We start from the raw sequence: 25,265 nt of genomic DNA, 5'->3' as shown, positions 1-25,265 counted from the left end.
GCAAGCCAGCGTGAGCCTGATCCGCAATGTCGGCACGATCGGCGGGCTGACAGCGGTCAGCCGCGTGTTCGGCTTTGCCCGCGACATGCTGCTGGCCCGGGTGCTCGGCGCGGGCGGCGTCGCCGATGCCTGGCAGCTGGCCTTCCAGCTGCCCAACATCTTCCGCCGCCTTTTCGCCGAAGGTGCCTTCGCCTCGGCCTTTGTGCCGCTGTTCAACCAGCGGATGACCAACGACGGCGACATTTCCGACGCGCGCGCCTTTGCCAACCAGATGCTGGCCGTGCTGATCCCGATCCTGCTGGTGTTCTCGGCCCTGCTGCTGATCGTGATGCCCTGGGTGATGGGGCTGTTCGCCAGCGATGCGCTGGCGGCGGATGCGCAGCGGTTCGACCTGGGCGTGCTGATGGCCCGGATCGCTTTCCCCTATCTGGCTTTGATGAGCCTGGCGACGCTGCTCGCCGCGATCCTCAATTCGCTGTCGCGCTTCGCCGCCGCCGCCGCCGCTCCGATCCTGCTCAACCTGTGCCTGGTCGGCGCGCTGATCCTGGGCGCGATGGAAGGGACCAGCGAGGCGGCAAAGCAGACAACCGGCATTTACCTGGCGATCTCGGTCTCGCTTTCGGGGCTGCTGCAGCTGCTCTGGCTCTACTTCTGGGTCCGTCGCACCCAGTTCCGGCTGGGGCTGCAGCGCCCCCGGCTGACCCCCGGCGTGCGCGAATTCGGTCGGCTGGTGCTCCCGGCCGTATTCGGTGCCGGGGTTTACCAGATCAGCCGTTTCATCGACCTGTTCTTCATTGCCACCCTGCCGGACAAGAGCATCAGCTTCCTCAGCTATGCCGACCGGCTCAACCAGTTGCCCATGGGCATCATCGGCATCGCGCTTGGCACGGCCATTCTCCCGGCGCTCTCGCGGTTCATCGCCCAGGGCGATGGCGACGGCGCATTCCGGCTGCAGAGCAATGCCTTTGAACTGGCCATGCTGCTGACCATGCCGGCCGCGATCGCGCTCTACATTGCCGGACCGGCGATCACGAGCGCCTTCTATGTCGGCGGGGCCTTTACCGTGGCCGATGGCCTCGCCACCGGTGTCGTGGTCGGCGGGCTGGTGATCGGCTTGCCGGCCTATGTCCTGGTCAAGGTGCTGGTGCCGAACTACTTCGCGCGCAAGGACACCCGCACCCCGGTGATCACCGCCGCCGTCTCGCTGGTGATCAACATCGGCCTCAACCTGGTGCTGGTCCCGCGGCTGGGGATCTTCGGCCTGGCGCTGGGTGGTTCGCTGGCCGCCTGGGCCAATGCGGCGATGCTTTATGCCGTGCTTCACCGGCGCGGCCACTATCACCTTACCGCCCAGGTCACCGGACGGATCGCGCGAATCATGCTGGCCGCCGCGCTGATGGGCGCAGCACTGTGGTTCGCCCTGCCGCTGGCCGGCGATGCCTTCATCGGCGCGCCGCTGGAGCGGATTGTGGCGATTGGCGCGATTGTCGGCCTGGGCCTGATCGTCTTTTTCGGCAGTGCCTGGGCGGTGGGCGTTGTCAATCGCGACACAATCGGCCAGTTGCGCCGCCGTCAGCTTTAAGGACTCCAGACCATGCGTGTCGTTTCCGGCATTCAGCCCACGGGCAACCTGCACCTTGGAAATTACCTGGGGGCGATCCGCAACTGGGTGCGGATGCAGGACGATGTGGCGGCCAAGGGCGGGCAGTGCCTCTATTTCCTGGCCGATCTCCACGCGATCAGCCAGCCGCACGTTCCGGCCGAACTGGCATCGAACACGCGCGAGATGGTGGCCGCGCTGGTCGCCTGCGGGATCGACCCGAACCGGTCGGTGCTGTTCAACCAGGCCCAGGTTTCCGAACATGCCCAGTTGCAGTGGCTGCTGAACGGCACGGCCCGGATGGGCTGGCTGAACCGCATGACCCAGTGGAAGGACAAGGCCGGCAAGAACCGCGAAGGGGCCTCGGTCGCGCTGTTCACCTATCCGGTGCTCCAGGCCGCAGACGTGCTGCTGTACCAGGCCACCCACGTGCCAGTGGGCGAAGACCAGAAGCAGCACCTCGAGCTGGCGCGCGACATCGCGCAGAAGTTCAACAACGATTTCGGTGCCGGTGCCGAGGTCTTCACCCTGCCCGAGCCGATCATCCCGGCCGAAGCCGCCCGGATCATGAGCCTGCGCGATGGCAGCGCCAAGATGAGCAAGTCCGATCCATCGGACATGAGCCGCATCAACCTGACCGACGATGCCGATACGATCATGACCAAGGTCAAGAAGGCCAGGACCGATCCCGAACCGCTGCCCGGCGAAGTGGCCGGTCTGGCAGGGCGGCCCGAAGCGGCCAACCTGGTGGGGATCTATGCGGCCCTGGCCGGCACCAGCCAGGCCGCCGTGCTGGCCGAGTTCGGCGGCAAGGGCTTTGGCGCGTTCAAGCCGGCGCTGGGCGAGCTGCTGGTTGAGAGCCTCGCCCCGATCAACGCCCGCTTCGTCGAACTGCGCCAGGATCGCCCGGCGCTGGACACGATCCTGCACCAGGGCGCGGCCAAGGCCCGCGCGCTGGCCGGGCCAACGCTGGACCGGGCCTATGCCGCGCTGGGACTGGTGCGGGGCTGACGCCCCCATTCAAGCCCGATTAAGCCACGCTTCCCCAGAATGCGGGGCGTGATAACCTTGCGACCTCGGCTCGCGGCGATTCGCGGGTGCGCGGCCAGCTGGAGTCTTGGGTCCGATGTCGAATATAGTTTCCTCGCCGCTGTCGCGCCTGAAGCTGGCGGTCGTGCCGCTGCTGATGCTGGCGCTGACGGCCTGCGCCTCAAACTTCAACACCCAGGTCACCCGCTTTGCCAGCCAGCTTCCGGCGCCGCAGGGCCAGACCTTTGCCGTGGTCGCCGATGATCCGGCGCTGGCCGGCGGGCTGGAATTTGCCCAGTACGCGCGGCTGGTCGAAGAACGCATGGCGGCCCAGGGCTATGCCCCGGCCAGCCCCGAAACCGCCACGCTGCTGGTCCGGTTCGACTATGGCGTCGACAAGGGCCGCGAGCGGGTGCGTGAGCGCCCCGGTTTCTATGATCCCTACTGGTCGCCCTGGCACAGCCCGCGGCTGGGCTATTGGGGCTATCGCCGCCGCGGCGGCTGGTACCACCCCAGCGCAGCCTGGGGTTATGGCTGGTATGATCCCTGGTTCGACGGCGGGGTTGAACAGTACACGGTCTATACCAGCGGGATCAGCCTGAAGATCGATCGCAAGGCCGATGGCCAGCGCCTGTTCGAAGGCAAGGCCGAAGCCGCCTCGCTCTCCAACCGCCTCGGCTACCTGGTGCCCAACCTGGTCGAAGCCATGTTCACCAACTTCCCCGGCAATTCGGGCGAAACGGTGCGGATTTCGGTTGCGCCGGAAAAGAAACAGCGCAAGTAAGGACAGCAACACCGAGTGGGCGGGCCTGGCAACGGGCCCGCCTTTTTTCGTGCCTAGGCCTTGAGCGCGACGACCCCGCCGGTCGAGCCGAAGCCGCCCGCCCCGCGCGCGGTCTCGTCCAGGGTGGTCACTTCCACCCAGCCCGCCCGCGTCACCGGGGCCAGCACCAGTTGCGCCACCCGGTCCCCCCGGCGGATCTCGAACGGCTCGGTGCCGTGGTTGATCAGGATGACCTTCAGTTCGCCGCGATAATCGCTGTCGATCGTGCCGGGGGTATTGGGCACGGTTATGCCGTGCTTCAGCGCCAGGCCCGAGCGCGGGCGGACCTGGATCTCGAACCCTTCGGGAATGGCCAGAGCCAGCCCGGTCGCCACGGCATGCCGCGCGCCCGGAGCAATTGTCACGTCCTCGGCCGAAACCACGTCCATCCCGGCCGCCCCGGCCGTGGCATAGGCCGGCAGGTCCAGCCCCGCGCCATGCGGCAGGCGCATGACCGCCACCGGAACTTCTGGCCCAAGATCAGACGTTAAGGGCATTCGCAATCCTTTCGACCAGCGCGGCGGCCACTTCATCCTTGGGCAGTTCGGGCAGATGCTCGACGCCTGAGCTGGTGACGATATGGACTGCGTTGAGCTCGCCCCCCATCACGTCGCCCGAAACGTCATTGGCGACGATCCAGTCGGCCCCCTTGCGCTTGCGCTTTTCCTTGGCGTGATCGATCACCTGTTCGGTCTCGGCGGCAAAGCCGACCACCAGCCGGGGGCGCTTGTCGCTGGTCGCCACGGTCGCGAGGATATCGGGGTTCTCGGTCAGCCGCAGCGCCGGCGGGGCCGATCCGCGCTTCTTCATCTTCTCGGTCGCGACATCCTGGGTGCGCCAGTCGGCCACGGCCGCGACCATCACGGCGACATCGGCCGGCAGCGCGCGCTTGACCGCATCGGCCATCTGGCGCGCGGTTTCCACATCGACCCGGTCCACTCCCGGTGGGGTAGGCAGGCTGACCGGCCCGGACACCAGCGTGACCCGCGCCCCGGCCCGCGCCGCGGCAGCGGCGATGGCGAAGCCCTGCTTGCCCGACGAGCGGTTGGCAATGTAGCGCACCGGATCGATCGGCTCGTGCGTTGGCCCGGCGGTAACCAGCACGTGCTTGCCGAACAGCGGGCGGTGCGCCGGTTCTTCCTCGAAATCGGGCTGGCTGGCCAAGGGATCGCCCATCGGATCGTCGAGCGGCTCCGGCTCTACCTGAGCCATGACCAGGTGATTGATCGCCCCGGCATCGGTCGGCGGCGCGGCGCGGGCCTTGCCCTTCGTGACCAGGATCGGCCCGGCATCGGCCGCGACCGGTTCCGGCAACGGGGCCGGCGGGGCCACATCCTCGACCTCGGCGTCCTCGGGCAGCAGTTCGTCCTCGAAGACGATCCGGGTCGTGGTGGTGCGCTGGATCAGGCCGCCGGAGAGGCCACCCAGACCGGCTTCGGCCTCATCAAGCTCAACCGCGCCCGCTTCCGGTGCGGGCAGCAGCGGCGGATCGAGCGACAGGGCCGCGCAGATCTCGGCCCAGATGGCGATCGGTTCGGGCAGGCGACCGGGGCCGAACTCGCCGCAGGCCATCGGCCCCTCGTCCGGCTGGACCACGGTGACGCCCCGGTCGCGCAGCGTCGCAACATTGGCCTGGGTTGCGGCATGCTCCCACATCCGCACGTTCATCGCCGGAACCGCCAGCACCGGCTTGTCGGTCGCCAGCAGCAGCGTGGTGGCCAGGTCATCGGCAATGCCGTGCGCCATCTTGGCCATCAGATCGGCGGTGGCCGGGCAGACCACGACCAGGTCAGCCTGACGCGAGAGCTGGATATGCCCCATCTCGACCTCGTTCTTGAGGTCCCACAGGGTCGTATGCACGGGGTTCTCGCTCAGCGCGGCCAGGGTCATCTCGGTGACGAACTGCGCGCCGCCCCTGGTCAGCACGCAGGTCACCTCGCCGCCGTGCCTGCGGATCAGCCGCACCAGCTCGCACGACTTGTAGGCGGCGATCCCGCCACCGATCACAAGAAGAATCCTTGGCCCGTTCATGGCGACCAGCTTGTGCAATGCCCCATCCTCATGCGCAACAGGCTTTGCTTTCCGGAATTGCGTGGGGCACAAAGGTAAAGACCATCATAACGGGGGAGGTTGCCGCCATGCGCCTGATCCTGACCGCGCTCTTGTTCCTGTTCGGCCTGTTCAACCTGCTGCTGGGCATCGGCTTCCTGGTCGATCCCACGGGGCTTGGTGCAACCTTCAAGCTGATCCCCGATGGGCCGGGCGGGCTGGCCGTGCTGCGCGCAGATATGACCGCCTTCTTCCTGGTGGCCGGGGGTTGCCAGCTGTGGGGCGGCTGGCGGCGCAACGGCGACCTGCTGCTGGTTCCCGCGCTGCTGTTCGGCATCGCCTTTACCGGCCGCGCGGTCAGCGCCATGCTGGATGGCACGGCGGAAGGCTTTGCCATGCCGATGGCGATTGAGGCGCTGCAAGTGGTGCTGGCAATCGCCGCCTGGCGCTTGCTGCCGCACCACCGGATCAGCGAAATCGCGGGCTAGGCCAGCACCCAGAACGTGCCACCCATCGCCAGATAGGCGGCCAGGAACACCACGCTGTCGATCGCGGCGCGGCGCGGCGGTGTTCCTTCGCGCACCCGGATCAGCCACAGCGCGGGGATGACAAAAGCCAGCGCCAGCCCGCCTGAATGCATGACATAGAGCTGGGGCTTGGCCGCCAGCGTTTCCGGCCCGATCCGGGCCAGCGCATGGCCCAGCATGGCCGCCGGGACCAGACAGAGCGCAAAGGTGCCGAGCCGCTGCCCCGCGCTCTGGCTGCGCACCGCCAGCTCCAGCACCAGCCGCGCAGCCAGGGCTGCCGCCAGCACGACCCACCAGTCCATCGCACCCATTTTGCTCTCCTTTGCCGCAAAGGTAGCGCAGCGGCCGCTTCGCGTGTAGGGGGCGCGGCCATGGCAATCGAACTTCCCGAACAGAAAAAGGTCGGCATGGTCAGCCTGGGCTGCCCCAAGGCGCTGGTCGACAGCGAGCGGATCCTGACCCGCCTGCGCGCCGACGGCTATGCCATGAGCGGCGACTATGCCGGGGCCGACGTGGTGCTGGTCAACACCTGCGGCTTCCTCGATTCCGCCAAGGAAGAGAGCCTTGCCGCGATCGGCGAGGCGATTGCCGAAAACGGCCGCGTGATCGTGACCGGCTGCATGGGCGAGGATGCCGACCTGATCCGCGCCAAGTACCCGGCAGTCCTGGCCGTGACCGGCGCGCATCAGTACGAAGCGGTGGTCGAGGCGGTGCATGAGGCCGCGCCGCCTTCGCAGGGGCCGTTCATCGACCTGATCCCCCAGCCTGATGTGAAGCTGACCCCGCGCCACTATAGCTATCTGAAGATTTCCGAAGGCTGCAATCACTCCTGCGCCTTCTGCATCATCCCGCAATTGCGCGGCAAGCTCGCCAGCCGCCGGATCGATGCCGTGCTGCGCGAGGCGGAAAAGCTGGTCGCCGCCGGTACCAAGGAACTGCTGGTGATCAGCCAGGATACTTCGGCCTATGGGGTCGATATCCGGCACGAGGAGCGGATGTGGAAGGACCACCCGGTCCGCGCCCACATGACAGACCTCGCCCGCGAACTGGGCCAGCTGCGCACCAGCGAAGGCCGCGCGCCCTGGGTGCGGCTGCACTATGTCTATCCCTATCCCCATGTCGACGCGGTGATCCCGCTGATGGCCGAAGGCCTGCTGACGCCCTATCTCGACATCCCCTTCCAGCATGCCAGCCCGAACGTGCTGAAGGCGATGAAGCGCCCGGCGAACGAGGCCAAGGTGCTGGAGCGGCTGCGCTCGTGGCGCGAGATCTGCCCGGACATTGCCGTGCGCTCCAGCTTCGTGGTCGGCTTCCCCGGTGAGACCGAGGCCGATTTCCAGTATCTGCTCGACTGGCTGGACGAGGCCCAGCTCGACCGGGTCGGCGCCTTCCGCTTCGAACCCGTGGCCGGGGCTGCCGCCAACGACTTGCCGAACCCGGTGCCGGAAGAGGTCAAGGAAGAGCGCTATGCCCGGATCATGGAAAAGACCGCGGCGATCAGCGCGGCCAAGCTTGCAGCCAAGATCGGCCGCACGCTTCCGGTGATCATCGACGCGGTCGGAGAACCGGACGAGGATGGCGACATCGGCGCGACCGGCCGCAGCCAGGCCGACGCGCCCGAGATCGACGGCGCGGTTCACCTGCGCGAAGTGCCGGGCAGTCTGCAGCCCGGCGACATCGTCGAGGTCCGGATCGAGGACGCCGACGAGCACGACCTGTTCGGCGCGATCGCCTGACGCGAAAAGGGCCTGCCGTTTCCGGCGAGCCCTTTCCGTTTGGCTTGCTCTCGCAGCTTAGAACTTGAACGAGATCGAAGCGCGATAGGTCTGGTAATCGAAATCGCTGCGCGCCAGCGTCGTATCGGCGCTGACCGCGATATCGGCCTTGCCCGCCTTGAAGGCCAGGCCCAGGCTGGCATCGGCCCAGTTGCGATCGCTGCCGGCCACCGCGAAGCTGCGGAACGTGGTCGGCGCGCCGCCCACGAAGAAGCCGTTGAAGAAGGTCGGCTGGTCGCGGAAGGCATGGACAAAATGCACCGAGGCCGTCGGCCGCACGCGCCCGGTGCCCATCAGGTTGAAGCCGGCGCGGCCTTCGAAGGCCCGATGGCTTTCCTGATCGATCACCAGTGAGGTCGGCCCGCCGCGTTCGACGATCCGGCCAAAGTCCAGCCGCGACCAGCGCAGCCCGGCCGAAGGCCCGAACTGCAGCGAGGACGAGCCGAACATCGCCGAAATGTTGACCTCGCCCGACAGGGCCAGGGCATCGTCGCTGGAGGTCAGCGTATAGGGCGTGGCGGGCAGCGCGCCCGAGCGCGAGGTGTTCATGCTGAGCACGCCGGCCGAGAACTGCCCGTCGATCGCGATCCGGCCCAGCTGCACCTTGGCATAGAGCGAACCCTGGATCAGCGAACCGTCCGCCGAACCGAGCCCGCCGACCGCCTTGCCGGTCAGGTCGGTGTAGCTGACCGCCAGACCGACAGCGCCATTGTCACCCGTGTGCACTTCGGCACCGGCGCCAATGTACCAGCCATTGAACTGGTCACGCCCACCCGCCGGCAGAGCCGTGGGCATCGGCGCGCTGTCACCGTCGAGGTAGCCGCCCGCGAAGAAGGCGCTGACGTTGTCAGGCAGCCTGCCTTCACGCACGCGGGTATCGGCGGCACCGGCCGCGGCCATCGCCGGGGTCATGGTGGTGCGGCCCATCGCATAGGCGACCGAGGCCGTCCGCATCGGGTTGCCCAGATAGGCAATCGAGCCGCCCGACACGCCCGGGTTCAGGGCGAGCAGGCGATTGCGGATCAGGCGGTTGGCGGATTCGATCCCGGCCCGGCCCAGCGCCCAGCGCAGGGTTTCGGTCCGCGGGGCCAGCGCTTCCAGCGTGGTCCGGATCGTGGCGGTATCCTGCAGGTCGAGCACGTTGAAGATGCCGGTCAGCGCCGGATTGGTGCGATTGCCATCGAGCATTGCGGCATAGGCCGCCTGGATCGGCGACAGACCATTGACCACGGTGGTATAGGGCACCGCCGTGATCTGCAGCTGGACGGCATTGGTGCCATAGACCACCGTCGGCCGCAGGATCGCGCTCAGCGCATTGGCCGAGCTGAAGGCGCCGGTATAGCCGTTGGTGGCGGTCAGGATCGTATGGACGTCACCGAAGCGGATCGTCGAACCGGTCGAGAGCGACACGTTCAAGCCGCCGCCAAGGCTGGCCGAGCCGGTACCGGCCCCGTTCGCCACCACGGCAATCAGGTCGGACTGACCATTGCCGATGTTGACGAAATAGGTGCTTGCCGAAGCCAGCACCAGGTTGCCGCCGATGGTCAGCGTACCGGTGGTGGTGGCGGTACCTGGCGCGATCTGGCCCAGCACGCTGGTCAGGAACGGGGCGTTGATCCGCCCGCTACCCAGCAGCACGCCGCCCAGCAGGCTGTAGTCGCCAACCGAGGTCAGAGTGCCGTTGATCGTGTTGGTCCCGGCAAACTGCGTGGTGTTGATCAGCGTGGTCAGCGATGCCCCGGCGTCGATCCGCAGGCCGGCTGCGGCCGTGCCGATGGTCAGCCGGTCGATCACGATGTTGGCGCCCGACAGGGTGGTCGTGCCAGCATTGGTCAGGGTCACGTCGAAGTAGCGGCCCAGGGTACCGGTGGCGCGAACCGGGTCGATGTTGTTGGGCACGAAGTTGGTCGCGCCTGGCAGGCCATTGGCAATGGTTGCCGTCGGCAGCGGCACGGGGCCGACCGCCTGTGCTTCGACCACGCCATCGGCCAGGCCCAGTTCGGGCAGGCCCAGGTCGACAGTGGCCGCGCCATCCCGCGCGATCGTTACCGTCGCGCTGTTGTTGCCCGCCGTGCCGATCGGGTTGCCGGTGATCGAAACGGTGTTGGACGCCAGATCAAGGCACTCGCTGGAAATGCTGTTCTGGAAGCAGACTTGGCCGAAATCGCCGCCCGTGCCGTTCTTCTGCTCGCCCGGCGTGGTCGGCAAACCGTTGACCGGCTGGCCACCGGACAGGATGTTGTAGGCCGGGTCGAGCGTGGTGACCCAGCGGCTGGCATCGGTCCAGGCCCCGTCACCAGCCTTGGCCGAGACATAGCGATAGGGATTGTTGGCGACGATCCAGTCCCAATAGAGGTACAAAGGCTGGTAGAACGCGACCGTTCCGAAGCTGTTGCCAGGCTGGCCGTTGAAGAAGCGGGTATAGCCCCCCGACAGCACGCCCACGACCAGCTGCTTGGCAAAGTTCTGCAGGATCAGCGGCCCGCCGGAATCGCCGCCGCTGGTGATCCCTTCGGTCGGCACGCCGTCCTTGAACCGGGCGTTGTCGCGGAAGGCGTTGAAATCGAACGGGCTGGCCGGCGAGATGCCGCGCCGCGGATCGTCGAAATCGATGAAATAGAGGTTCTGGGTCAGGCCATTGGCCGGGCCACCGAAGAGGAACTGTTCAAAGGTCTGCAGATCGGTCAGCGCGCCGATCATGTTCTCGGCCGCGCGCCGCCGGAAATCGATGCCCAGCGGCCCGCTGGTGCCGGTGCCGTTGTTGCCATAGCCGACAATGCCGACGTTGTAGCCGGTACCACTGGCGCCGATCGTGCCGGGGTTGGGCAGCGGCGAGAACAGCAGCGACCAGGTCGGCACGTTGGCAGCCGGCGTATCCAGCGTGGCCAGCGCCACGTCGGCATAAAGGAACGAGCGGGCCGCCGGTTCCAGCGAGAAGTCGTTATAGACCACCTGGTTCACGTTGTAGAGCGCCTGGGCCACGTTGGTGCGGTTCTGGCCGGGCCCGGTGCTGCCGCCGTTGAACCAGTTGAGCAGCTCGTCCGGCTGGCCCGAAGCATTGGCGCGGGTGTTGGTTTCGAACCCGAAGGCGATCGGCGTGCCGCCGCTGCCCGCGCCATAGGCAGTGGCCGCGCGGCTGTTCACGCAGTGTGCGGCGAACAGAACGGTACGCGGGTTGATCAGCGTGCCGGTGCACAGACCGATTGTGCCATTGCCATTGTTGATGAGCATCTGGCCAATGCCGGTGATGTTCACCGGATCGCGCGCCGTGGTCGGCGTGCCGGGATTGGCAATCAGGATTTCCGGCTGCGGAGCGGCCACGGTGATCGGGCCGCGCTGCTGCGGGACGATCGCGGCGCTGGGCACGACGACCGTCGCATGGGCTTCCAGCACTGGATCGAAGATCGGCCGGTCAACCGAATCGGAGCTTTCGGCCTCGCCGTCGGCAGAGGTCTCGCCCGTAGTTGCGTGAGCCGTCGGGGCACCGGCAACCAGCAGAAGAGCAGACGAAACAAGAAGTGTGGACCGCAAGGTTGCGGCCACAGGCTTGGAAATACGCATGTTAACTCCCCGGACTCTATATTTAATGCCGCTTCATGCCTGCTTTCTTGCCCGACTGTAAAGTGCCTGTTTGCTAATGAAAAAGGCGGGGGTGCAAGAAACCGGGCCTAAATCCGGTCGCAGTACCTCGATCATGGTCGACTACGATGAGGGCGGGCAATCTTTCAGCCGAACAAGGGCTTGCACCGCCGCCGCGAACGGCTAGCCTTGGCGCCATGTTTCGTATCGCTGCCGCGCTTTTCGCCTTCGCCCTTCCTGCCACCGCGCTGGCGCAGGACCTGTCCCCCACTGAACTGGCCGCCATCGACAAGTCGGTGAGCGAGGCCCTGGCCGAAACCGGCGTGCCTTCCGTCCAGGTTGCCGTGGTGCGCGGCAACCGGGTCGTGCTGGAACGCGCCTGGGGCAAGACCTCCGAAACGATTCCCGGCCCGCGCACCGACCTGCCCTATCCGATCGCTTCCAATTCCAAGCAGTTCCTCGGCGCGCTGCTGCTGATGCTGGAAAACGATGGCAAGCTGCGCATGGATGACAAGGTGGCGAAATGGTACCCTAATGTGAGCGGGGCCAGGGACATCACCATCCGCCAGCTGCTGGCGCATACGGCCGGCCTGCAGGATTACTGGCCCCAGGACTTTGCCTTTGCCGCGATGGAACAGCCGGTCGCGCCCGAAGGGATCGTTGCCCGCTGGGGGATGAAGCCACTGGACTATGCGCCCGGCACCCGCTGGCAATATTCGAACACCGGCTATGTCGTGGCCGGGATGATCGCCGAAAAGGTTGGCGGCGCGCCGCTGTGGCAGCAGTTCGAGCAGCGCCTGTTCAAGCCGCTGGGGATCAAGGCCGTGCCGATCGACGCGGCGGTGGGCCCGCGTTTTCCGCAAGGCTACACCCGGGTCGCGCTGGGGCCGGTCCGCCCGGTGGTACAGCCGGCGCGGGGCTGGCTGTGGGCTGCAGGCGAAGCGGCGGTGACTGCCGGTGACCTCGCCAAGTGGAACATCGCGCGCCTCAATCGAACGCTCCTCCCGCGTGAGGACTGGGAAGAGATGGAGCGCCCGGTGCGCCTCGCCGATGGCGCCAGCACGGGTTATGGCCTGGGCGTATCGATGCGCGAGACGAACGGCCGCCGGGTGATCGAGCATGGCGGCGCGGCGATCGGCTTCCTGTCGCAAAGCGCGGTCTGGATCGAGGACGGGATTTCGGTCACGGTGCTGACCAATGCGGAATTCGCCCGCGTGCAGGACCGGCTGACCAACCGGATCGCCGAAATCGTCCTGCCGCCCAGCCCCCAGGCCAGCACCGGCGAAACCGCGCGCGCCAACGATGCCCGCGCCCAGCTGGAAGCGCTGATCGCCGGGCGGTTCGATCCCGCGCGCTTCACCGAAAACGGCCAGTATTACTTCAAGCCGCAGGTACTGGCCGATTTCCGCGAGAGCCTGGCGCCGCTGGGGCCGCTCACCGCCTTCGAGCCGATCCGGACCCCGCGCCTGCGCGGCGGCTTCGTCAACCGCAATTACCGGCTGACCTTCGGCATGAAGAAGCTGATCCTGGTCAGCTACAGCGAACCGGGACCGCAGGGGCGCTGGGAACAGTTCATGGTCATGCCGGAATAGGCGCCAGAACAGGCCGGCGTCACAGCCAGCCGATCTTCCGGAACCGCAACCACAGCCCGCCGCAAATCCCGGCGATCAGGATCAGGACTGCCGGATAGCCCCAGGGCTGGCGCAGTTCGGGCATGTATTCGAAGTTCATGCCATAGATCCCGGCAATCGCGGTCGGCACGGCCAGGATCGCGGCCCAGGCGGCCAGTTGCCGGGTCATCGTGCCCTGGCGGTGCTGTTCCAGCAGGCTGGCGGTTTCCACCACGCTGGCCAGGGTCTCGTTCAGCCCCGCGATCCGCCGCAGGGTGCGGCGCATGTGATCCAGCACATCCCGGTACCAGACCCGCGCGCCCGCATCGATGCATGGCACTTCGGTGGTGGCCAGGCGTTCGCAGACCTCTTCCATCGGTCCGACGATCCGCACGAAGCGGCGCAGCTGGCGGCGCAGGCGAAAGATCCGCCGGATCGTGGAGGGTTCGGGGAAGGCGTCGATCGCCCGCTCCTCAATCGTCTGGACCGCCATTTCCAGCTTTTCGAGGATCGGCTGATAGCCATCGACGACAAAATCGAGGATCGAGTGGGCGACATAGTCGGGCCCTTCGGCAAGCCGCTCGGCATCGCTTTCCAGTCGGGCCCGCAGCGCCGAATGGGCGCGTTCCGAACCGAAGCGCACGGTCACGAGGAAGTCCGCCCCTAGGAACAGCGCGGTCTGGCCGTATTCGATCTTCTCCCCCACATCGAACACGGCCGTGCGCGCCACGATGAACAGCTGCTGCCCATAGGCCTCGACCTTGGGCATCTGCATCGGGTTCAGGGCATCTTCCACCGCCAGCGGGTGCAGGCCGAACTGGGCCTGGAGCAGCGCCATCTCCGCCGCATCGGGGGCGTGCAGCCCGATCCAGTCAAAGCTGCCCGGCGGCAATGTGTCCCTCGGTTGCCCGTCGAGCGGCAGGACGGCCTCGGCAATGCGGCCGGCGGCATAGCGGCGGGAAGCGACGATGGGCATTGCCAAGCTGTGCCAAAGCAGCATGATGCTGGCAATCCCGCCCGGCTTGAGTTAAGCGGGCAGTTAATACTGACACCTATGTCAATACCTGGTGGGAGACCAGACGAATGAACGCGATTTCGCCGATTACCGCCGCAGGTGAGGAAGTGCTTGATTTCCTGATCGTGGGGGCAGGCATTTCCGGGATCGGCATGGCCGTGCACCTGGTCAAGGATTGCCCCGGCAAGCGCTTTGCGATTCTCGAACGGCGCGACCAGCTGGGCGGCACCTGGGACCTGTTCCGTTATCCCGGCATCCGTTCGGACAGCGACATGCACACGCTGGGCTTCTCCTTCGCCCCGTGGAAGCACGAAAAGTCGATCGCCGATGCCCCGGCGATCCTCGAATACCTGAACGATATCACCGATGAATTCGGCCTGCGCCCGGCGATGCGGTTCGGCCAGAAGGTGATCAGCGCCGATTGGGACAGCACCACTGCCCGCTGGACCGTGGTGACCGAGGACAAGAATGGCCGGCAGGGCCGCATCCTGACCCGGTTCCTGTTCCTGGGCGCTGGCTATTACGACTATGACGATCCCTACGATGCGAAGTTCCCCGGCCGGAAGGACTTCAAGGGCCAGGTGATCCATCCGCAGTTCTGGCCGGATGACCTCGATTACCAGGGCAAGAAGGTGGTGGTGATCGGATCGGGCGCCACGGCGGTCACGATCGTTCCCGCCATGGCCCATTCGGGGGCCGGCCATGTCACCATGCTCCAGCGCACACCGACCTGGATGGTCAGCCGCCCGGCCAAGGACCGCTTCGCCAATACGCTGCGCAAGTTCCTGCCTGAAAAGCTGGCCTATGCGATCACGCGGGCCAAGAACATCTTCATGCAGGACCTGGTGTTCAAGCGCGCGCGGAGCCAGCCCGAACGGGTCAAGGACTTCCTGACCAGGCAGCTGCAGGAAAACCTGGGCGAGAATTACAACGCGGCCGATTTCACCCCGCCCTACAACCCGTGGGAACAGCGGCTGTGCCTGGTGCCCGATGCCGATTTCTTCGAGGCGATCAACCAGGGCAAGGCCAGCGTGGTGACCGACCATATCGAGAAGTTCGATAAGACCGGGATCCTGCTCAAGTCGGGCCACCATCTCGATGCCGATATCATCGTCACCGCCACCGGCCTCAAGCTGGCGGTGGCCGGCAAGATCGCCGTGGCGGTCGATGGCCAGCCGGTCGATTTCTCGCAGCGCTATTACTACCGCAACTGCATGTTCTCGAACGTGCCCAACCTTGCCTCGGTGTTCGGTTACGTCAACGCCAGCTGGACCCTGCGGGTGGACATCGTGGGCGAATTCGTGACCCGGCTGATCACGCAGCTCGACGCGATCAAGGCCCAGGTCGCGGTGCCGGTCCTGCGCGAGGGCGAAGAGCCGGAACCGGAAGACATCTTCAGCGATTTCTCGTCGGGCTATTTCCAGCGCAGCAAGGACCTGCTGCCCAAGAACGCACCCAACCTGCCGTGGCGACTCAACCAGGAATACCGCAAGGACCGCATGGACATGCGTCAGGCCCCGCTTGACGATGGCGTGATGGAATTCCGCCGGGTGCGCGAAACGGTTGAAGCCTAGCTGGGGTCTAAAGCCCTGATTGCGCGGCGGGCGGCTTTCGCCTAACCCGCCGCGCATGGCAGACACTTCCCGCACCTGGACCGCCGCCCTGCTCGTCATTGGCGACGAGATTCTCTCTGGCCGCACGCAGGACAAGAACGTGGCCCAGGTGGCCGCCTGGCTCAACGTCCAGGGCATCCGGCTGAAGGAAGTGCGGGTTGTCGCCGACGACGAGGCGGCGATTGTCGAGGCGGTGAACATCCTGCGCGCGCGCAACGATTACCTGTTCACCACCGGCGGGATCGGCCCGACTCATGACGATATCACGGTGGATGCAATCGCCGCCGCGCTGGGCGTGGGCGTGGTGATCCACCCCGAAGCCCGCGCGATCCTGGATGGCTATTACGCCACGCGCGGCGGGCTGAACGAGGCGCGGCTGCGCATGGCCCGGGTGCCGGACGGGGCCGACCTGATCCCCAACCGGATGAGCGGCGCCCCGGGGATAAAGATCGGCAACATCTTCATCATGGCCGGCGTCCCCGCGATTACCGCGGGTATGCTCGATGCGCTGACCGGCACGCTCGAAGGCGGGCTGCCGGTGCTGTCCGCCACGGTTGGCTGCTGGGTGCCCGAAAGCGAGATTGCCGACCTGCTGCGCAAGACCGAGAAGGATCACGAGGGCGTGGCGATCGGCTCCTATCCCTTCTTCCGCGAAGGGCGCGTCGGCGCCAATTTCGTGATCCGCGCGACTGATCCGGACCTGCTCGAAACCTGCGCCGCCGCGCTCAGCGCCGGGCTGGTGGCCACCGGCCGCGAGGCAGTGCCGGGTGGGATCTAGGCTGGCCGCAATGACCCTGGCTGTCGGTTCGCTGACCCTGTCCGGCTGTGCGCACACCGCAGCCGATCCGGCGCTCGACGCGTTCGAGGCGAACCTGGCGGCCCATGCCAGCGCCACCGAAGCGCTGCGCCAGTGGTGCGAGGCGCGCGGGATCGCCGATCCCGCCCAGATCAGGGCCCGCTTCGTGCGCGGTGCCGATGCCGTGCCGCTCGAGGGCCTGCGCGCCACCCTTGGAGTGACGCTGACCGAGCCGCTTGGGTACCGTCATGTGCAGCTGGTCTGCGGCGAAAAGGTGCTGAGCCAGGCTCACAACTGGTTCGTGCCGGCCCGGCTGACGGCGGAGATGAACCGGCAACTGGCGGAAACCGACGTGCCGTTCGGCCGGGTCGCCGCCAGCCTCAACTTCACCCGCCAGCCGCTCGCTTCGGCCCGGCGCGGCGATCCGGCCTGCCCGGCGGGGGCCATCTCCACCCACCGCGCGCTGCTGCGCCTGCCCGACGGGCAGGGCCTCGCGCTGGTGGTGGAATGCTATACCGAGGCCAATCTCGGCCGCGATTAAGGCGCCTTGGCCGGCTGGCGGGGCGCGACCCCTTTGTCGACCACCAGCGTGATCACCACTTTCGCGGCCTCAGTGCCCCGGTTGACACCGTTGTGCGGCACGCCGCGCGGCATGGTGAAGCTGTCCCCCGGTTCCAGCACCGTGGTCTTGCCCTTGACCTGCAATTCCAGTCGGCCCGAGGTGATATAGGCGATCTCGGTACCCGGGTGGACATGCCAGCCGCTTTCGCCACCCGGCGGAAAGGCGCGGCTTTGCACGATCACCTGCTGGGCGCGGGCGCGGGGTACGTCGATCTGGGCGTGGGTCTGCGGGGCGCTGGCTGGCGGAGCGGCCGCGGCAGTGGCAGCCAGCGCGAGGACCGGGATTGCAAGGCGCATGAGTTCGGCTCCCTTCGCCCGGCAGGGTGGCACAAAGCAGAGGGGCCGGAAAGGTTTCCCTTCCCGGCCCACGAATGCTGTGCGGAAGGTGCGCTGGCTTAGCCGGCGTGGACCTGCGCGACGTCGAGCTTGAGGCCCGGACCCATCGACGAGGACAGACCGACCTTGCGGACGTACTTGCCCTTGGCGCCCGAGGGCTTGGCCTTGACCACGGCATCGACGAAAGCGTCGAAGTTGGCCTTCAGCGCATCGTCGCTGAAGCTCATCTTGCCGATGCCGCCGTGGATGATCCCGGCCTTTTCGACGCGGAATTCGATCTGGCCGCCCTTGGCAGCCTTGACCGCTTCGGCGACGTTCGGAGTGACGGTGCCCAGCTTCGGGTTCGGCATCAGGCCCTTGGGACCCAGCACCTTGCCGAGGCGGCCAACCAGACCCATCATGTCCGGCGTGGCGATCACGCGGCCATAGTCGAGGTTGCCGTTCTGCATGTCTTCCAGCAGGTCTTCGGCGCCGACCTTGTCAGCCCCGGCGGCCAGCGCCGCTTCGGCCTTGTCGCCGCGGGCGAAGACCGCAACTTTGACGTCCTTGCCGGTGCCCGAGGGCAGCACGACCATGCCACGGACCATCTGGTCGGCATGGCGCGGATCGACGCCGAGGTTCAGCGAAACTTCCAGCGTCTCGTCAAACTTGGTGGTCTTGAGTTTGCGCAGCAGCTTGAGCGCCGCGTCGAAGCTGTGAACAGCCTGGTTGTCACCCAGCTTTTCGGCCAGCATCTTCTGCTTCTTGGTCTGTGCCATGTCCTTAGCCCTCCACGACCTGCAGGCCCATCGCGCGAGCGGAGCCTTCAATGATCTTCGTTGCCGCTTCGATGTCGTTGGCGTTGAGATCGGCCATCTTGACCTGGGCAATCTCGGCCAGCTGCGAGCGCTTGATCGTTCCGGCGGAAACCTTGCCCGGCTCCTTCGAGCCCGACTTCAGGTTGATCGCCTTCTTGATCAGGAAGGTGGCAGGCGGGGTCTTGGTGACGAACGTGAAGCTGCGATCGGCGTAGACCGTGATGATGGTCGGGATCGGCATGGCGGGCTCAAGGTCCTGCGTGGCGGCGTTGAACGCCTTGCAGAATTCCATGATGTTCACGCCGCGCTGGCCCAGGGCCGGACCGATCGGCGGAGAGGGCGTGGCCTTGCCGGCCGGCACCTGCAGCTTGATATAGCCTTCAATCTTCTTGGCCACGATGGGCCTCCTTTCTTCCTGTTGGCCTAGCAAGCCAGGCCGCAGAGTTAGCGGTCAAGCAGGGCACCGAAATGCCCCTCCCGCACGGAATCACCCGGCCGAGAGCCAAGCGAAGGCGCGCGCCTAGGCGAATGTGCCGGCAAATGCAAGCCTTGCGGCGATGCACCGATCATCCCGCAGGCTGTGCAAGGGGCACGCGATAAGCCTATGAGTGGCGCGATGAGGAGAGGTGTTCTTGCCGCCACCGTGCTGGGGCTGCTGCTGGTCGGCAGCGGCGGCCTGGCGCGCGATCGCAAGCCGGCCGAGCCGCCGGCACGCATGCCGGCGCTCAAGCCGGCCGTGATCGACGATACGCTGGTGATCGGCGGGGAGGAGATTGCCGCGCGCAAGCTGCGCTCGCGCATGACGGTTGAGGTGGGCGTCAACGGCACCGGGCCTTACCGTTTCGTGGTCGATAGCGGGGCCGATACCTCGGTGATCGGTTCGCGCCTGGCCAGCGCGCTCAATCTGGCACCGGGGCGCCCGGTGCTGCTCAACGGGATTACCGAATCCCGCACGGTCGACCGGGTGATGGTCGATTCGCTGCAATTGGGCAGCGGGATCTTTCGCGACCTGGAACTGCCCCGGCTGGATGAGCGCGATCTGGGCGCAACCGGCATGATCGGACTGGACGCCCTGGTCGAGCAGCGGCTGATGCTGGACTTCGACAAGCGCCGGATCAGCGTGGACGATGCCCGCAAGCCGGCCCCGCGCCTCGATGGCGAGATCGTGGTGACCGCGCGGCTGAAGCGCGGCCAGCTGATCCTGACCCAGGTCAAGGCCAATGGCCTGCCGCTGGAAGCGGTGATCGATACCGGCTCCGAAATCACCATCGGCAACATGGCGCTGCGCAACGCGATTGCCCGCCGCCGCCTGCGCGAGTTTCAGAAGATCGAGGTGATCGGCGTGACCGGCAAGGCGCTGACGCTGGAAATGGCAGTGGTGAACGAATTGCGGATCGGCGGGGTGATCGTGAACAATATCCCGATCGCCTTTGCCGATATCCCGCCCTTCGCAGTGTTTGGCATGCAGGATCGCCCTTCGCTGCTGCTCGGGACCGACCTGATGGAAAACTTTCGCAAGGTCAGCCTGGACTTCCGCGCCCGCAAGGTGCGGTTCCAGCTGCGCAGCTGCGATCGTCAGGGGATCCTGATCGCGACGGTGCGAACGACCAGCCGCATCGCGGCGGAAAAGGAAAATCGCGTGGTCTGCGGCCACTGACCGCAGACCCGCACTCAGGCAGGCCGACTGGCGGCTGCCTTACTTGACCAGTTCGACGTGCTCGAAGTCCAGCTCGACCGGGGTGGCGCGACCGAAGATCGAGACCGAGACCTTGACGCGGTTCTTGTCGAAATCGAGCTCTTCCACCACGCCGGTGAACGAATTGAACGGACCGTCCAGCACCTTGACCGAATCGCCGATCTCGTAATCGACCGAAACGTGCTTCTTGGGCTCGGCTGCGGCGGCATCGCGGGCGCCGAAATAGCGGGCGGCCTCGCGGTCGGAAATCGGCTGCGGCTTGCCGTTGGGGCCGAGGAAACCGGTGACCTTGGCGGTGTTCTTGACGAGGTGATAGACGTCGTCGTTCAGCGCCAGCTTGGCCAGGACATAGCCCGGCATGGTCTTGCGCTCGACCTGGACCTTCTTGCCGCGCTTCACCTCGGTGACGGTTTCGTGCGGCACTTCCACCGCCTCGACCAGTTGCGACAGGCCCTTGCGATCAGCCTCGGACAGGATCGAATCGCGGACCTTGTTCTCGAAACCCGAATAGGCGTGGATGATGTACCAGCGAGCCATGGTTCTTCCCGTAATCTCTAAAGTTCAACGCGCCGGCGATCAGGCCAGCGACAGCAACCACTTCACGATGGCGCCGAACACGGTGTCGACACCAAGGAAGAAGAGCGCCAGCAGCACCATCATGATTCCCACGAAGATCGCGGTGGTCGTGGTTTCCTGCCGGGTGGGCCATACCACCTTGCGGGCTTCCGCCTGAACCTGGCGCATGAATTCGCCGGGATTGATCTTGGCCATGGCTGCCTGCCCTGTCCTGTTGAAGTTGCCGTTACGTGTCTTTCGCCAAGGGCTCATCGCCGCCCCGGCCGCGGTGGCCGGGAGGGGCGATGTGTTCTCCTATGTCGGAAGACACCGCCGCACTTAGCTATCGCGCGGCGGTTTTGCAAGCCGTGCCACCAGCGTTCCCGGCGCGCGATAGATCACCTCTGCTCCCGGCGGCAGGGCATCGGGCTCGCGCGGGCCGACAAACCACAGCCAGTCCATGCCCCGCGCCTGGTCCCACTGGCTCAGGTCGATCGGCTGCCCGACCCGCCACAACAGGCGCTGGCGGGGGTCGCGGAAATTGGGTCCGCCCTCGTTGAGGCGAATCATGTGGATGCCCGGAACCGCGAAGTGCGCGTTGATCAGCACGTCCTTGCGCAGCACGGCATAGCCGCCGATGTGCTCCTGGCTGTTAAAGCCCCACACACCCCTTGGTGTGACGACCAGGTTGGCCACCCGCGCGCCCTGCGGCAGCAGATCGACCGCCGCGAGCAGGCGCTCGGTCTCGGCCGAACCCTTGCGCCAGTCGTCCGTCGTCACCCCCACCCGCACCAGGAACAGCGCGGGGGCGAGCCACAACAGCCAGCGCGGCGCCTGCCAGGTCAGGGCCAGACAGCCGATCAGCAGGCCCGAATAGATCAGCCGCGCATCGGCAAAATCACCGCCGAAGATATGGCGCGGCATGGCCAGCGAGCCGATCAGCATGATCGCCATGGCCCAGCCAAGCCGCCCGTCGATCCGGCGGAAAGCCAGCGATCCGGCCAGGATCGCGCCGATCCCGATCGCGCTGGCATAGTCCAGCCACTCGATCGAATCGCGCATCGCCTGCTTCCAGATCGCCCATTTGAACACTTCCACCGCCGGGCCATAGCTGGGCAGGCCCTTGGTCCCGCCACCGAACAGCAGGGCGGCAAAGGGCAGGAACAGCGGCCAGGGGGCGAGCACGGCGGACAGGTTGCGACGGCGGTGCCATTCATAGCCGAAGACCATGATCCCCAGCATGCCCCAGCCCGAGACGTGCAGCGCCCAGACCACCAGGCCCGCCGGCAGGAACACCATCGGCCGCCAGCGCTTGCCTTCCAGCCGGACCCACCCGGCAAAGGCGAACAGCGCAGCAGCCTGAGCCAGGCCGAAATTGAGGAAGCCCAGAATCAGCGCGGGAGACCAGATGAAGCACAGCGCCAGCAGCGATCCCACGCCAACCCGGCGGCGCAGCGCCCACTCGACCGCCACGATCCCCAGGCCGGTCAAGAGCGGGATCAGGCCGACGATGATCCGCCCGGCCAGTTCCAGCCCGAACAGCGCGGCCAGCGGCTGGATCAGCAGATCTGCCCCGACATTGCCGCTCCATTTCCATTCAAAGGTGTAATAGCGCTGCAGGAAGGCGCTGCTGCCCTGTTCCAGCATCACGTAGTAGCGCGCGAGGTGCGCGGGATAGTCCACCATCTGCGGGTAGCGCGCCACCAGCACCGGCAAGCAGGCCAGCAGGGTCAGCATGATCGCCAGCCACAGTCCCTCGCGCGGGGCCGGCGCCTGCGCCAGCCGGGCCAGCAGGCCGGGGCCACGCGCATGGAACTGCTCGAAGGGGGGTTCGGCGGTCATCGGCTCGGTCACGGCTGAGGGAAGTGGCAGGAGTGGCAGGATTCGAACCCGCGGCCCTCGGTTTTGGAGACCGATGCTCTACCAACTGAGCTACACTCCTGCGGGCGGGGAGGCCCTTAGGGGAGCCAGCGACGGATGGCAAGGAACTTGTCCTCCCCCTTTTGCCGTCAGCTTGCTATCATCGCGCCATGCACGCACCCGTGCCGCCATCGATCATCGAACCCGAATTGCTGATGCTGGCCTATCGCAGCGGCATCTTCCCGATGGCCGATGCCCGCGACGATCCCGAGATCTTCTGGGTCGAACCGCGGCGGCGCGCGATCCTGCCGCTGGATGGCTTCAACTGCAGCCGCTCACTGGCCCGAACCCTGCGGCGCGGGCGATTCGCGGTAACCTGCAACCGCGCGTTCGGCGCGGTGATGGAAGCCTGCGCCTGGCCGCGCCGCGATGCCGGGGAAACCTGGATCAGCGCCCGGATCGAGGCGAGCTATCGCACACTGCATGAGCGCGGACAGGCCCATTCGATCGAATGCTGGCAGGACGGGGTACTGGTCGGCGGGCTTTACGGGGTCGGCTTTGACCGGGTGTTCTGCGGCGAATCGATGTTCAGCCGGGTGCCCGATGCCTCAAAAGTGGCCCTGGCCTGGCTGGTGGTCGCGCTGCGGACGGCCGGGGCCAGGCTGCTCGATTGCCAGTTCATGACCAGCCACCTGGCCTCGCTGGGCGCGATCGAGATCAGCCAGGCCGAATACCTGGCCCAGTTGCAGGCGGCTCAGAGCCCGACCGAAGGCGACGGGGCGGCCTTCGGCGCAGGAGCTGCGGGCGTTGCCGCAGGCGACGCTGCGGGAGCGGGAGCTGCACTGGCATTGCCCGCGGGCTTTGCCGCCGTGCTGGCGGCAGCGGCCGGGACGGGACTTTCCTCCTCGCCTGGGAACTTCATCGCGCAATCCTTGACCCAGACATCGTAGACCGGGTGCTCGACCACGTTCACCGAGGGCGCGTTCTTGAACAGCCAGCCGGAAAACACCGTGCGCCAGGCCAGCTGGCTGTCGGCATCGGCCCGCTCCTCGACATAGACCTGGACGAAGGCGCCAACCTCGGCCGGGCGCTCCCACGGCAGGGTGCGCTCGCAGGTCTGGACGCGCAGCACGACATTGCCGAACCGCCGCGCCTCACCCGACTTGAGCTGGATATCCTGCGCGATGTTGTTGCGCTTGTTGAGGAGGCCGATGGTGGCCACCCGGTCCTTCACCGGGGTGCCAAATTCGCTTTCGACCGCAGGCGCACCGGCCTGTCCGGCCACGGCATCGGGAATGTCGGTGGCGGCGGCATCGGGATCGTAGCCGCCGTTGCAGGCCGCCAGCAGCAGGACCGCGCCCAGGGCGATTGCCCGCGACTTGCGCGCAGCCCGCATGATCAGGCGTCCGGGCTCCAGGCCTCGTAGTCCCCGGTGGCGGCGGCGCGATTGCCGCCCCGCTCCAGCGCGCCAGCCGGGCGATAGGCCTGAACCGTGCCGGTGGCGTTGGGGGTGAAATCGACCTCCCAGATGCGCGGCGGCGGCAGGTGGCTTTCGGGCACGCCATCATAGGAATGGTGCAGCCAGCCATGCCATTCGGCCGGAACGCGGCTGGCATCGTTGTTGCCGTTGTAGATCACCCAGCGGCGCTCGGTCCCCGCGAAAGGCCCGCTCTTGCGGACCTTCTTCGCGCGGTAATACTTGTTGCCCTGCGCATCGTTGCCGACATGTACGCCGGTCAGCGCGGAATTGAACAGCGTGCCGATCGTCGCGCCGTCCCACCAGGTGAAGATCTTGCCAAGGATTCCCATGACCCGCGCGTTAGCCGCACCGGCCGCGCGGGGCAAGGCTCACCATGCAACCTTGTCCCCCGGCGCAATGCCCAGTTCCGCCGCACGACCACCGGCCAGCTCGAGCACGCCCTTGACCGGGCCAATCGAGGTGAGCGGCGACAGGTCATAAGGGATCGCCTGAGCGGCGATGTTGCTGATCCGCCCATCGGGGGCGATGAAGATCAGGTCGAGCGGGATCACCGTGTTCTTCATCCAGAAGCTGGCCCCGCGCGGCGGGTTCATCGGGAAGATCATACCCTCGTCCGGCCCCAGCCGGGTGCGGAACATCAGCCCGCGCGCCTGCTCGGCCGAAGTCGCGGCCACTTCCACCCTGAAGCGGTGCGTACCGCTGGCCGAAGTGACCGTGAGCGGGATGACCTTCAGCCCGGATTCGGGGTGAACAGTCGGCGTTGGCGCCGGAGCCGCGCCGCCGGCACCGGGTGAACAGGCCGCCAGCAAGGCCACCGCCAAACCCAGCCAGACCCTGCCGGTCCAGCCTTTGCCAGCCCAGATCTTGCCCGTCATGCGTCCTCCACCCATTGCTCAAGTGCCTCGATTGTCTGTGCTTCCACCACTTCGCGGGCCATGTCCAGCCGATGTCCCGCCCGCAGCAGCACGGCCACCTGCTTCTCGCGCGCGGCGCGATCGGCCGGGGGCGCGCCGAACGGTCCCAGCCGCCGCTTGCGGGCCAGCGCGAAGACCGCCTGCCGGGCCTCGCGCGGCTCGGGCCGCACTTCCTCGCGCAGCGGGGCGGCGATCCCGGCCGCGCCCAGCGCCTGGTCGATCCGTCGCCCGCCCAGTCCGCGCCGGTTCATGCTGCCCGCCTTGGCCCGGGCAAAGGCCGCATCATCGACATAACCGGCCGCGACGAAGTGGGCGACCAGCGCGGGCACATCGGCCTCGCGCTCACCCTCCCAGCCGCGCTCGCGCAGCTTGCGGGCCAGATAGCCCTCCAGCTTGGCCGCCGAGGTGGCAAACCGGGCAACATAGGCCAGCGCCAGGTCGTTGAGCCGGGCGGGATCGAGCGGGCGCGGCGCCCGGCGCTCGCGCTGTTCATGCCCGGATCCGGACCGGCTGGATCGATATTGCGGCGCCATTGCCCTATTCGTGCCACATAGTGCCGCAATTGGAAAAGGGTGTGGGTGGGGGTTCAG

General features: G+C 66.8%; 25 protein-coding genes, 1 tRNA gene and 1 pseudogene. 11 read left to right on the top strand and 16 right to left on the bottom strand.

The features are described from left to right. The first annotated feature begins 10 nt into the window (after positions 1 to 10). From murJ to O9281_RS07555, 3 genes are all read left to right on the top strand, one after another. The gene (murJ, locus tag O9281_RS07565; protein ID WP_298184262.1) at positions 11 to 1,582 is read left to right on the top strand and encodes a murein biosynthesis integral membrane protein MurJ; all 1,572 of its coding nucleotides are present in this window, start codon (positions 11 to 13) and stop codon (positions 1,580 to 1,582) included. A 12-nt stretch (positions 1,583 to 1,594) separates the two neighbouring features. Continuing rightward, positions 1,595 to 2,611 (top strand): tryptophan--tRNA ligase, encoded by a 1,017-nt coding sequence (gene trpS, locus O9281_RS07560; protein ID WP_298184261.1) that lies wholly within the window; start codon positions 1,595 to 1,597, stop codon positions 2,609 to 2,611. Between the two features lie 115 nt (positions 2,612 to 2,726). After that, positions 2,727 to 3,413, top strand: coding sequence for a DUF4136 domain-containing protein (locus O9281_RS07555; RefSeq protein WP_298184259.1), 687 nt, complete (start codon positions 2,727 to 2,729; stop codon positions 3,411 to 3,413). Positions 3,414 to 3,466: 53 nt separating this feature from the next. Here the strand turns inward: O9281_RS07555 and dut are convergent, their stop codons facing one another. Both dut and O9281_RS07545 read right to left on the bottom strand, forming a co-directional pair. Then, on the bottom strand, positions 3,467 to 3,949 hold the full coding sequence (gene dut / locus O9281_RS07550) for a dUTP diphosphatase (RefSeq protein ID WP_298184257.1): 483 nt from the start codon (positions 3,947 to 3,949) through the stop codon (positions 3,467 to 3,469). Next, positions 3,933 to 5,483 carry a phosphopantothenate--cysteine ligase family flavoprotein gene (locus O9281_RS07545; RefSeq protein WP_298184643.1) on the bottom strand — a complete coding sequence of 517 codons (1,551 nt, stop codon included), beginning with the start codon at positions 5,481 to 5,483 and terminating at the stop codon, positions 3,933 to 3,935. Before O9281_RS07545 ends, dut begins: the two co-directional genes overlap by 17 nt. A 107-nt stretch (positions 5,484 to 5,590) precedes the next feature. Here O9281_RS07545 and O9281_RS07540 point away from each other — a divergent pair, with 107 nt between their 5' ends. Continuing rightward, on the top strand, positions 5,591 to 5,989 hold the full coding sequence (locus O9281_RS07540) for a hypothetical protein (RefSeq protein WP_298184255.1): 399 nt from the start codon (positions 5,591 to 5,593) through the stop codon (positions 5,987 to 5,989). On the opposite strand, the gene O9281_RS07535 is transcribed toward O9281_RS07540, so the two are convergent. Next, positions 5,986 to 6,339 (bottom strand): DUF1761 domain-containing protein, encoded by a 354-nt coding sequence (locus O9281_RS07535; RefSeq protein WP_298184253.1) that lies wholly within the window; start codon positions 6,337 to 6,339, stop codon positions 5,986 to 5,988. The two genes, O9281_RS07540 and O9281_RS07535, sit on opposite strands and share 4 nt — an antisense overlap. 60 nt (positions 6,340 to 6,399) lie before the next feature. Between O9281_RS07535 and rimO the strand changes: the two genes are divergently transcribed. Next, positions 6,400 to 7,764 carry a 30S ribosomal protein S12 methylthiotransferase RimO gene (rimO, locus tag O9281_RS07530; protein WP_298184251.1) on the top strand — a complete coding sequence of 455 codons (1,365 nt, stop codon included), beginning with the start codon at positions 6,400 to 6,402 and terminating at the stop codon, positions 7,762 to 7,764. A 57-nt stretch (positions 7,765 to 7,821) separates the two neighbouring features. Here the strand turns inward: rimO and O9281_RS07525 are convergent, their stop codons facing one another. Next, a complete protein-coding gene (locus O9281_RS07525) occupies positions 7,822 to 11,364 on the bottom strand; it encodes an autotransporter domain-containing protein (RefSeq protein WP_298184249.1) in 3,543 nt (1,180 codons plus the stop codon). Between the two features lie 215 nt (positions 11,365 to 11,579). Here O9281_RS07525 and O9281_RS07520 point away from each other — a divergent pair, with 215 nt between their 5' ends. After that, complete coding sequence (locus O9281_RS07520; protein ID WP_298184247.1) at positions 11,580 to 12,974, top strand: serine hydrolase; 1,395 nt, start codon at positions 11,580 to 11,582, stop codon at positions 12,972 to 12,974. A gap of 19 nt (positions 12,975 to 12,993) precedes the next feature. Here O9281_RS07520 and O9281_RS07515 read toward each other — a convergent pair whose 3' ends face one another. Continuing rightward, entirely contained in the window at positions 12,994 to 13,968 is a 975-nt protein-coding gene (locus tag O9281_RS07515) for a magnesium and cobalt transport protein CorA (RefSeq protein WP_298184246.1), read from the bottom strand. Positions 13,969 to 14,075: 107 nt separating this feature from the next. Between O9281_RS07515 and O9281_RS07510 the strand changes: the two genes are divergently transcribed. From O9281_RS07510 to O9281_RS07500, 3 genes are read left to right on the top strand one after another with little or no spacing between them, the layout of a single operon-like run. Next, the gene (locus O9281_RS07510; protein WP_298184244.1) at positions 14,076 to 15,581 is read left to right on the top strand and encodes an NAD(P)/FAD-dependent oxidoreductase; all 1,506 of its coding nucleotides are present in this window, start codon (positions 14,076 to 14,078) and stop codon (positions 15,579 to 15,581) included. Between the two features lie 55 nt (positions 15,582 to 15,636). Further along, the gene (locus O9281_RS07505; RefSeq protein ID WP_298184242.1) at positions 15,637 to 16,398 is read left to right on the top strand and encodes a molybdopterin-binding protein; all 762 of its coding nucleotides are present in this window, start codon (positions 15,637 to 15,639) and stop codon (positions 16,396 to 16,398) included. Between the two features lie 10 nt (positions 16,399 to 16,408). Continuing rightward, positions 16,409 to 16,957, top strand: coding sequence for a hypothetical protein (locus O9281_RS07500; RefSeq protein WP_298184240.1), 549 nt, complete (start codon positions 16,409 to 16,411; stop codon positions 16,955 to 16,957). Here the strand turns inward: O9281_RS07500 and O9281_RS07495 are convergent. The 3 genes from O9281_RS07495 to rplK form a co-directional block, all read right to left on the bottom strand. Beyond that, positions 16,954 to 17,334, bottom strand: coding sequence for a cupin domain-containing protein (locus O9281_RS07495; protein ID WP_298184238.1), 381 nt, complete (start codon positions 17,332 to 17,334; stop codon positions 16,954 to 16,956). The genes O9281_RS07500 and O9281_RS07495 overlap by 4 nt on opposite strands. A gap of 98 nt (positions 17,335 to 17,432) precedes the next feature. After that, on the bottom strand, positions 17,433 to 18,131 hold the full coding sequence (gene rplA / locus O9281_RS07490; protein ID WP_298184236.1) for a 50S ribosomal protein L1: 699 nt from the start codon (positions 18,129 to 18,131) through the stop codon (positions 17,433 to 17,435). 4 nt (positions 18,132 to 18,135) lie between these two features. Next, positions 18,136 to 18,567, bottom strand: a complete 432-nt coding sequence (gene rplK, locus O9281_RS07485; RefSeq protein ID WP_147089240.1) for a 50S ribosomal protein L11 — start codon at positions 18,565 to 18,567, stop codon at positions 18,136 to 18,138. A gap of 219 nt (positions 18,568 to 18,786) precedes the next feature. On the opposite strand from rplK, the gene O9281_RS07480 reads away from it, so the two are divergent. Further along, a complete protein-coding gene (locus O9281_RS07480; protein ID WP_298184232.1) occupies positions 18,787 to 19,827 on the top strand; it encodes a retroviral-like aspartic protease family protein in 1,041 nt (346 codons plus the stop codon). Positions 19,828 to 19,866: 39 nt separating this feature from the next. Here O9281_RS07480 and nusG read toward each other — a convergent pair whose 3' ends face one another. From nusG to O9281_RS07460, 4 genes are all read right to left on the bottom strand, one after another. Further along, positions 19,867 to 20,403 carry a transcription termination/antitermination protein NusG gene (gene nusG / locus O9281_RS07475; protein WP_298184230.1) on the bottom strand — a complete coding sequence of 179 codons (537 nt, stop codon included), beginning with the start codon at positions 20,401 to 20,403 and terminating at the stop codon, positions 19,867 to 19,869. 39 nt (positions 20,404 to 20,442) lie between these two features. After that, a complete protein-coding gene (gene secE / locus O9281_RS07470; protein WP_298184228.1) occupies positions 20,443 to 20,637 on the bottom strand; it encodes a preprotein translocase subunit SecE in 195 nt (64 codons plus the stop codon). Positions 20,638 to 20,760: 123 nt separating this feature from the next. Then, on the bottom strand, positions 20,761 to 22,263 hold the full coding sequence (locus O9281_RS07465) for a hypothetical protein (RefSeq protein ID WP_298184226.1): 1,503 nt from the start codon (positions 22,261 to 22,263) through the stop codon (positions 20,761 to 20,763). Between the two features lie 24 nt (positions 22,264 to 22,287). Then, positions 22,288 to 22,363 (bottom strand) — tRNA-Trp (locus O9281_RS07460). Positions 22,364 to 22,451: 88 nt separating this feature from the next. Between O9281_RS07460 and aat the strand changes: the two genes are divergently transcribed. Next, the gene (gene aat, locus O9281_RS07455; RefSeq protein ID WP_298184223.1) at positions 22,452 to 23,231 is read left to right on the top strand and encodes a leucyl/phenylalanyl-tRNA--protein transferase; all 780 of its coding nucleotides are present in this window, start codon (positions 22,452 to 22,454) and stop codon (positions 23,229 to 23,231) included. 35 nt (positions 23,232 to 23,266) lie between these two features. Here the strand turns inward: aat and O9281_RS07450 are convergent. The 4 genes and pseudogenes from O9281_RS07450 to O9281_RS07435 all read right to left on the bottom strand — a co-directional run. After that, positions 23,267 to 23,677, bottom strand: a pseudogene (locus O9281_RS07450) (DUF2155 domain-containing protein); the annotation flags it as partial. 2 nt (positions 23,678 to 23,679) lie between these two features. Further along, the gene (locus O9281_RS07445; protein WP_298184221.1) at positions 23,680 to 24,090 is read right to left on the bottom strand and encodes an NADH:ubiquinone oxidoreductase subunit NDUFA12; all 411 of its coding nucleotides are present in this window, start codon (positions 24,088 to 24,090) and stop codon (positions 23,680 to 23,682) included. 39 nt (positions 24,091 to 24,129) lie between these two features. Next, positions 24,130 to 24,636: a DUF192 domain-containing protein gene (locus tag O9281_RS07440; RefSeq protein WP_298184219.1), complete on the bottom strand. Its 507-nt coding sequence runs from the start codon at positions 24,634 to 24,636 to the stop codon at positions 24,130 to 24,132. Next, positions 24,633 to 25,208: a RecX family transcriptional regulator gene (locus O9281_RS07435; RefSeq protein ID WP_298184217.1), complete on the bottom strand. Its 576-nt coding sequence runs from the start codon at positions 25,206 to 25,208 to the stop codon at positions 24,633 to 24,635. Before O9281_RS07435 ends, O9281_RS07440 begins: the two co-directional genes overlap by 4 nt. Positions 25,209 to 25,265 lie beyond the last annotated feature (57 nt).

Origin of the sequence: Novosphingobium sp. (genome assembly GCF_027531025.1) — a bacterium.
Lineage (GTDB): Bacteria > Pseudomonadota > Alphaproteobacteria > Sphingomonadales > Sphingomonadaceae > Novosphingobium.
Note: the sequence above shows the minus strand (reverse complement) of the source record. Positions and strands in the feature narration are given on the sequence as shown.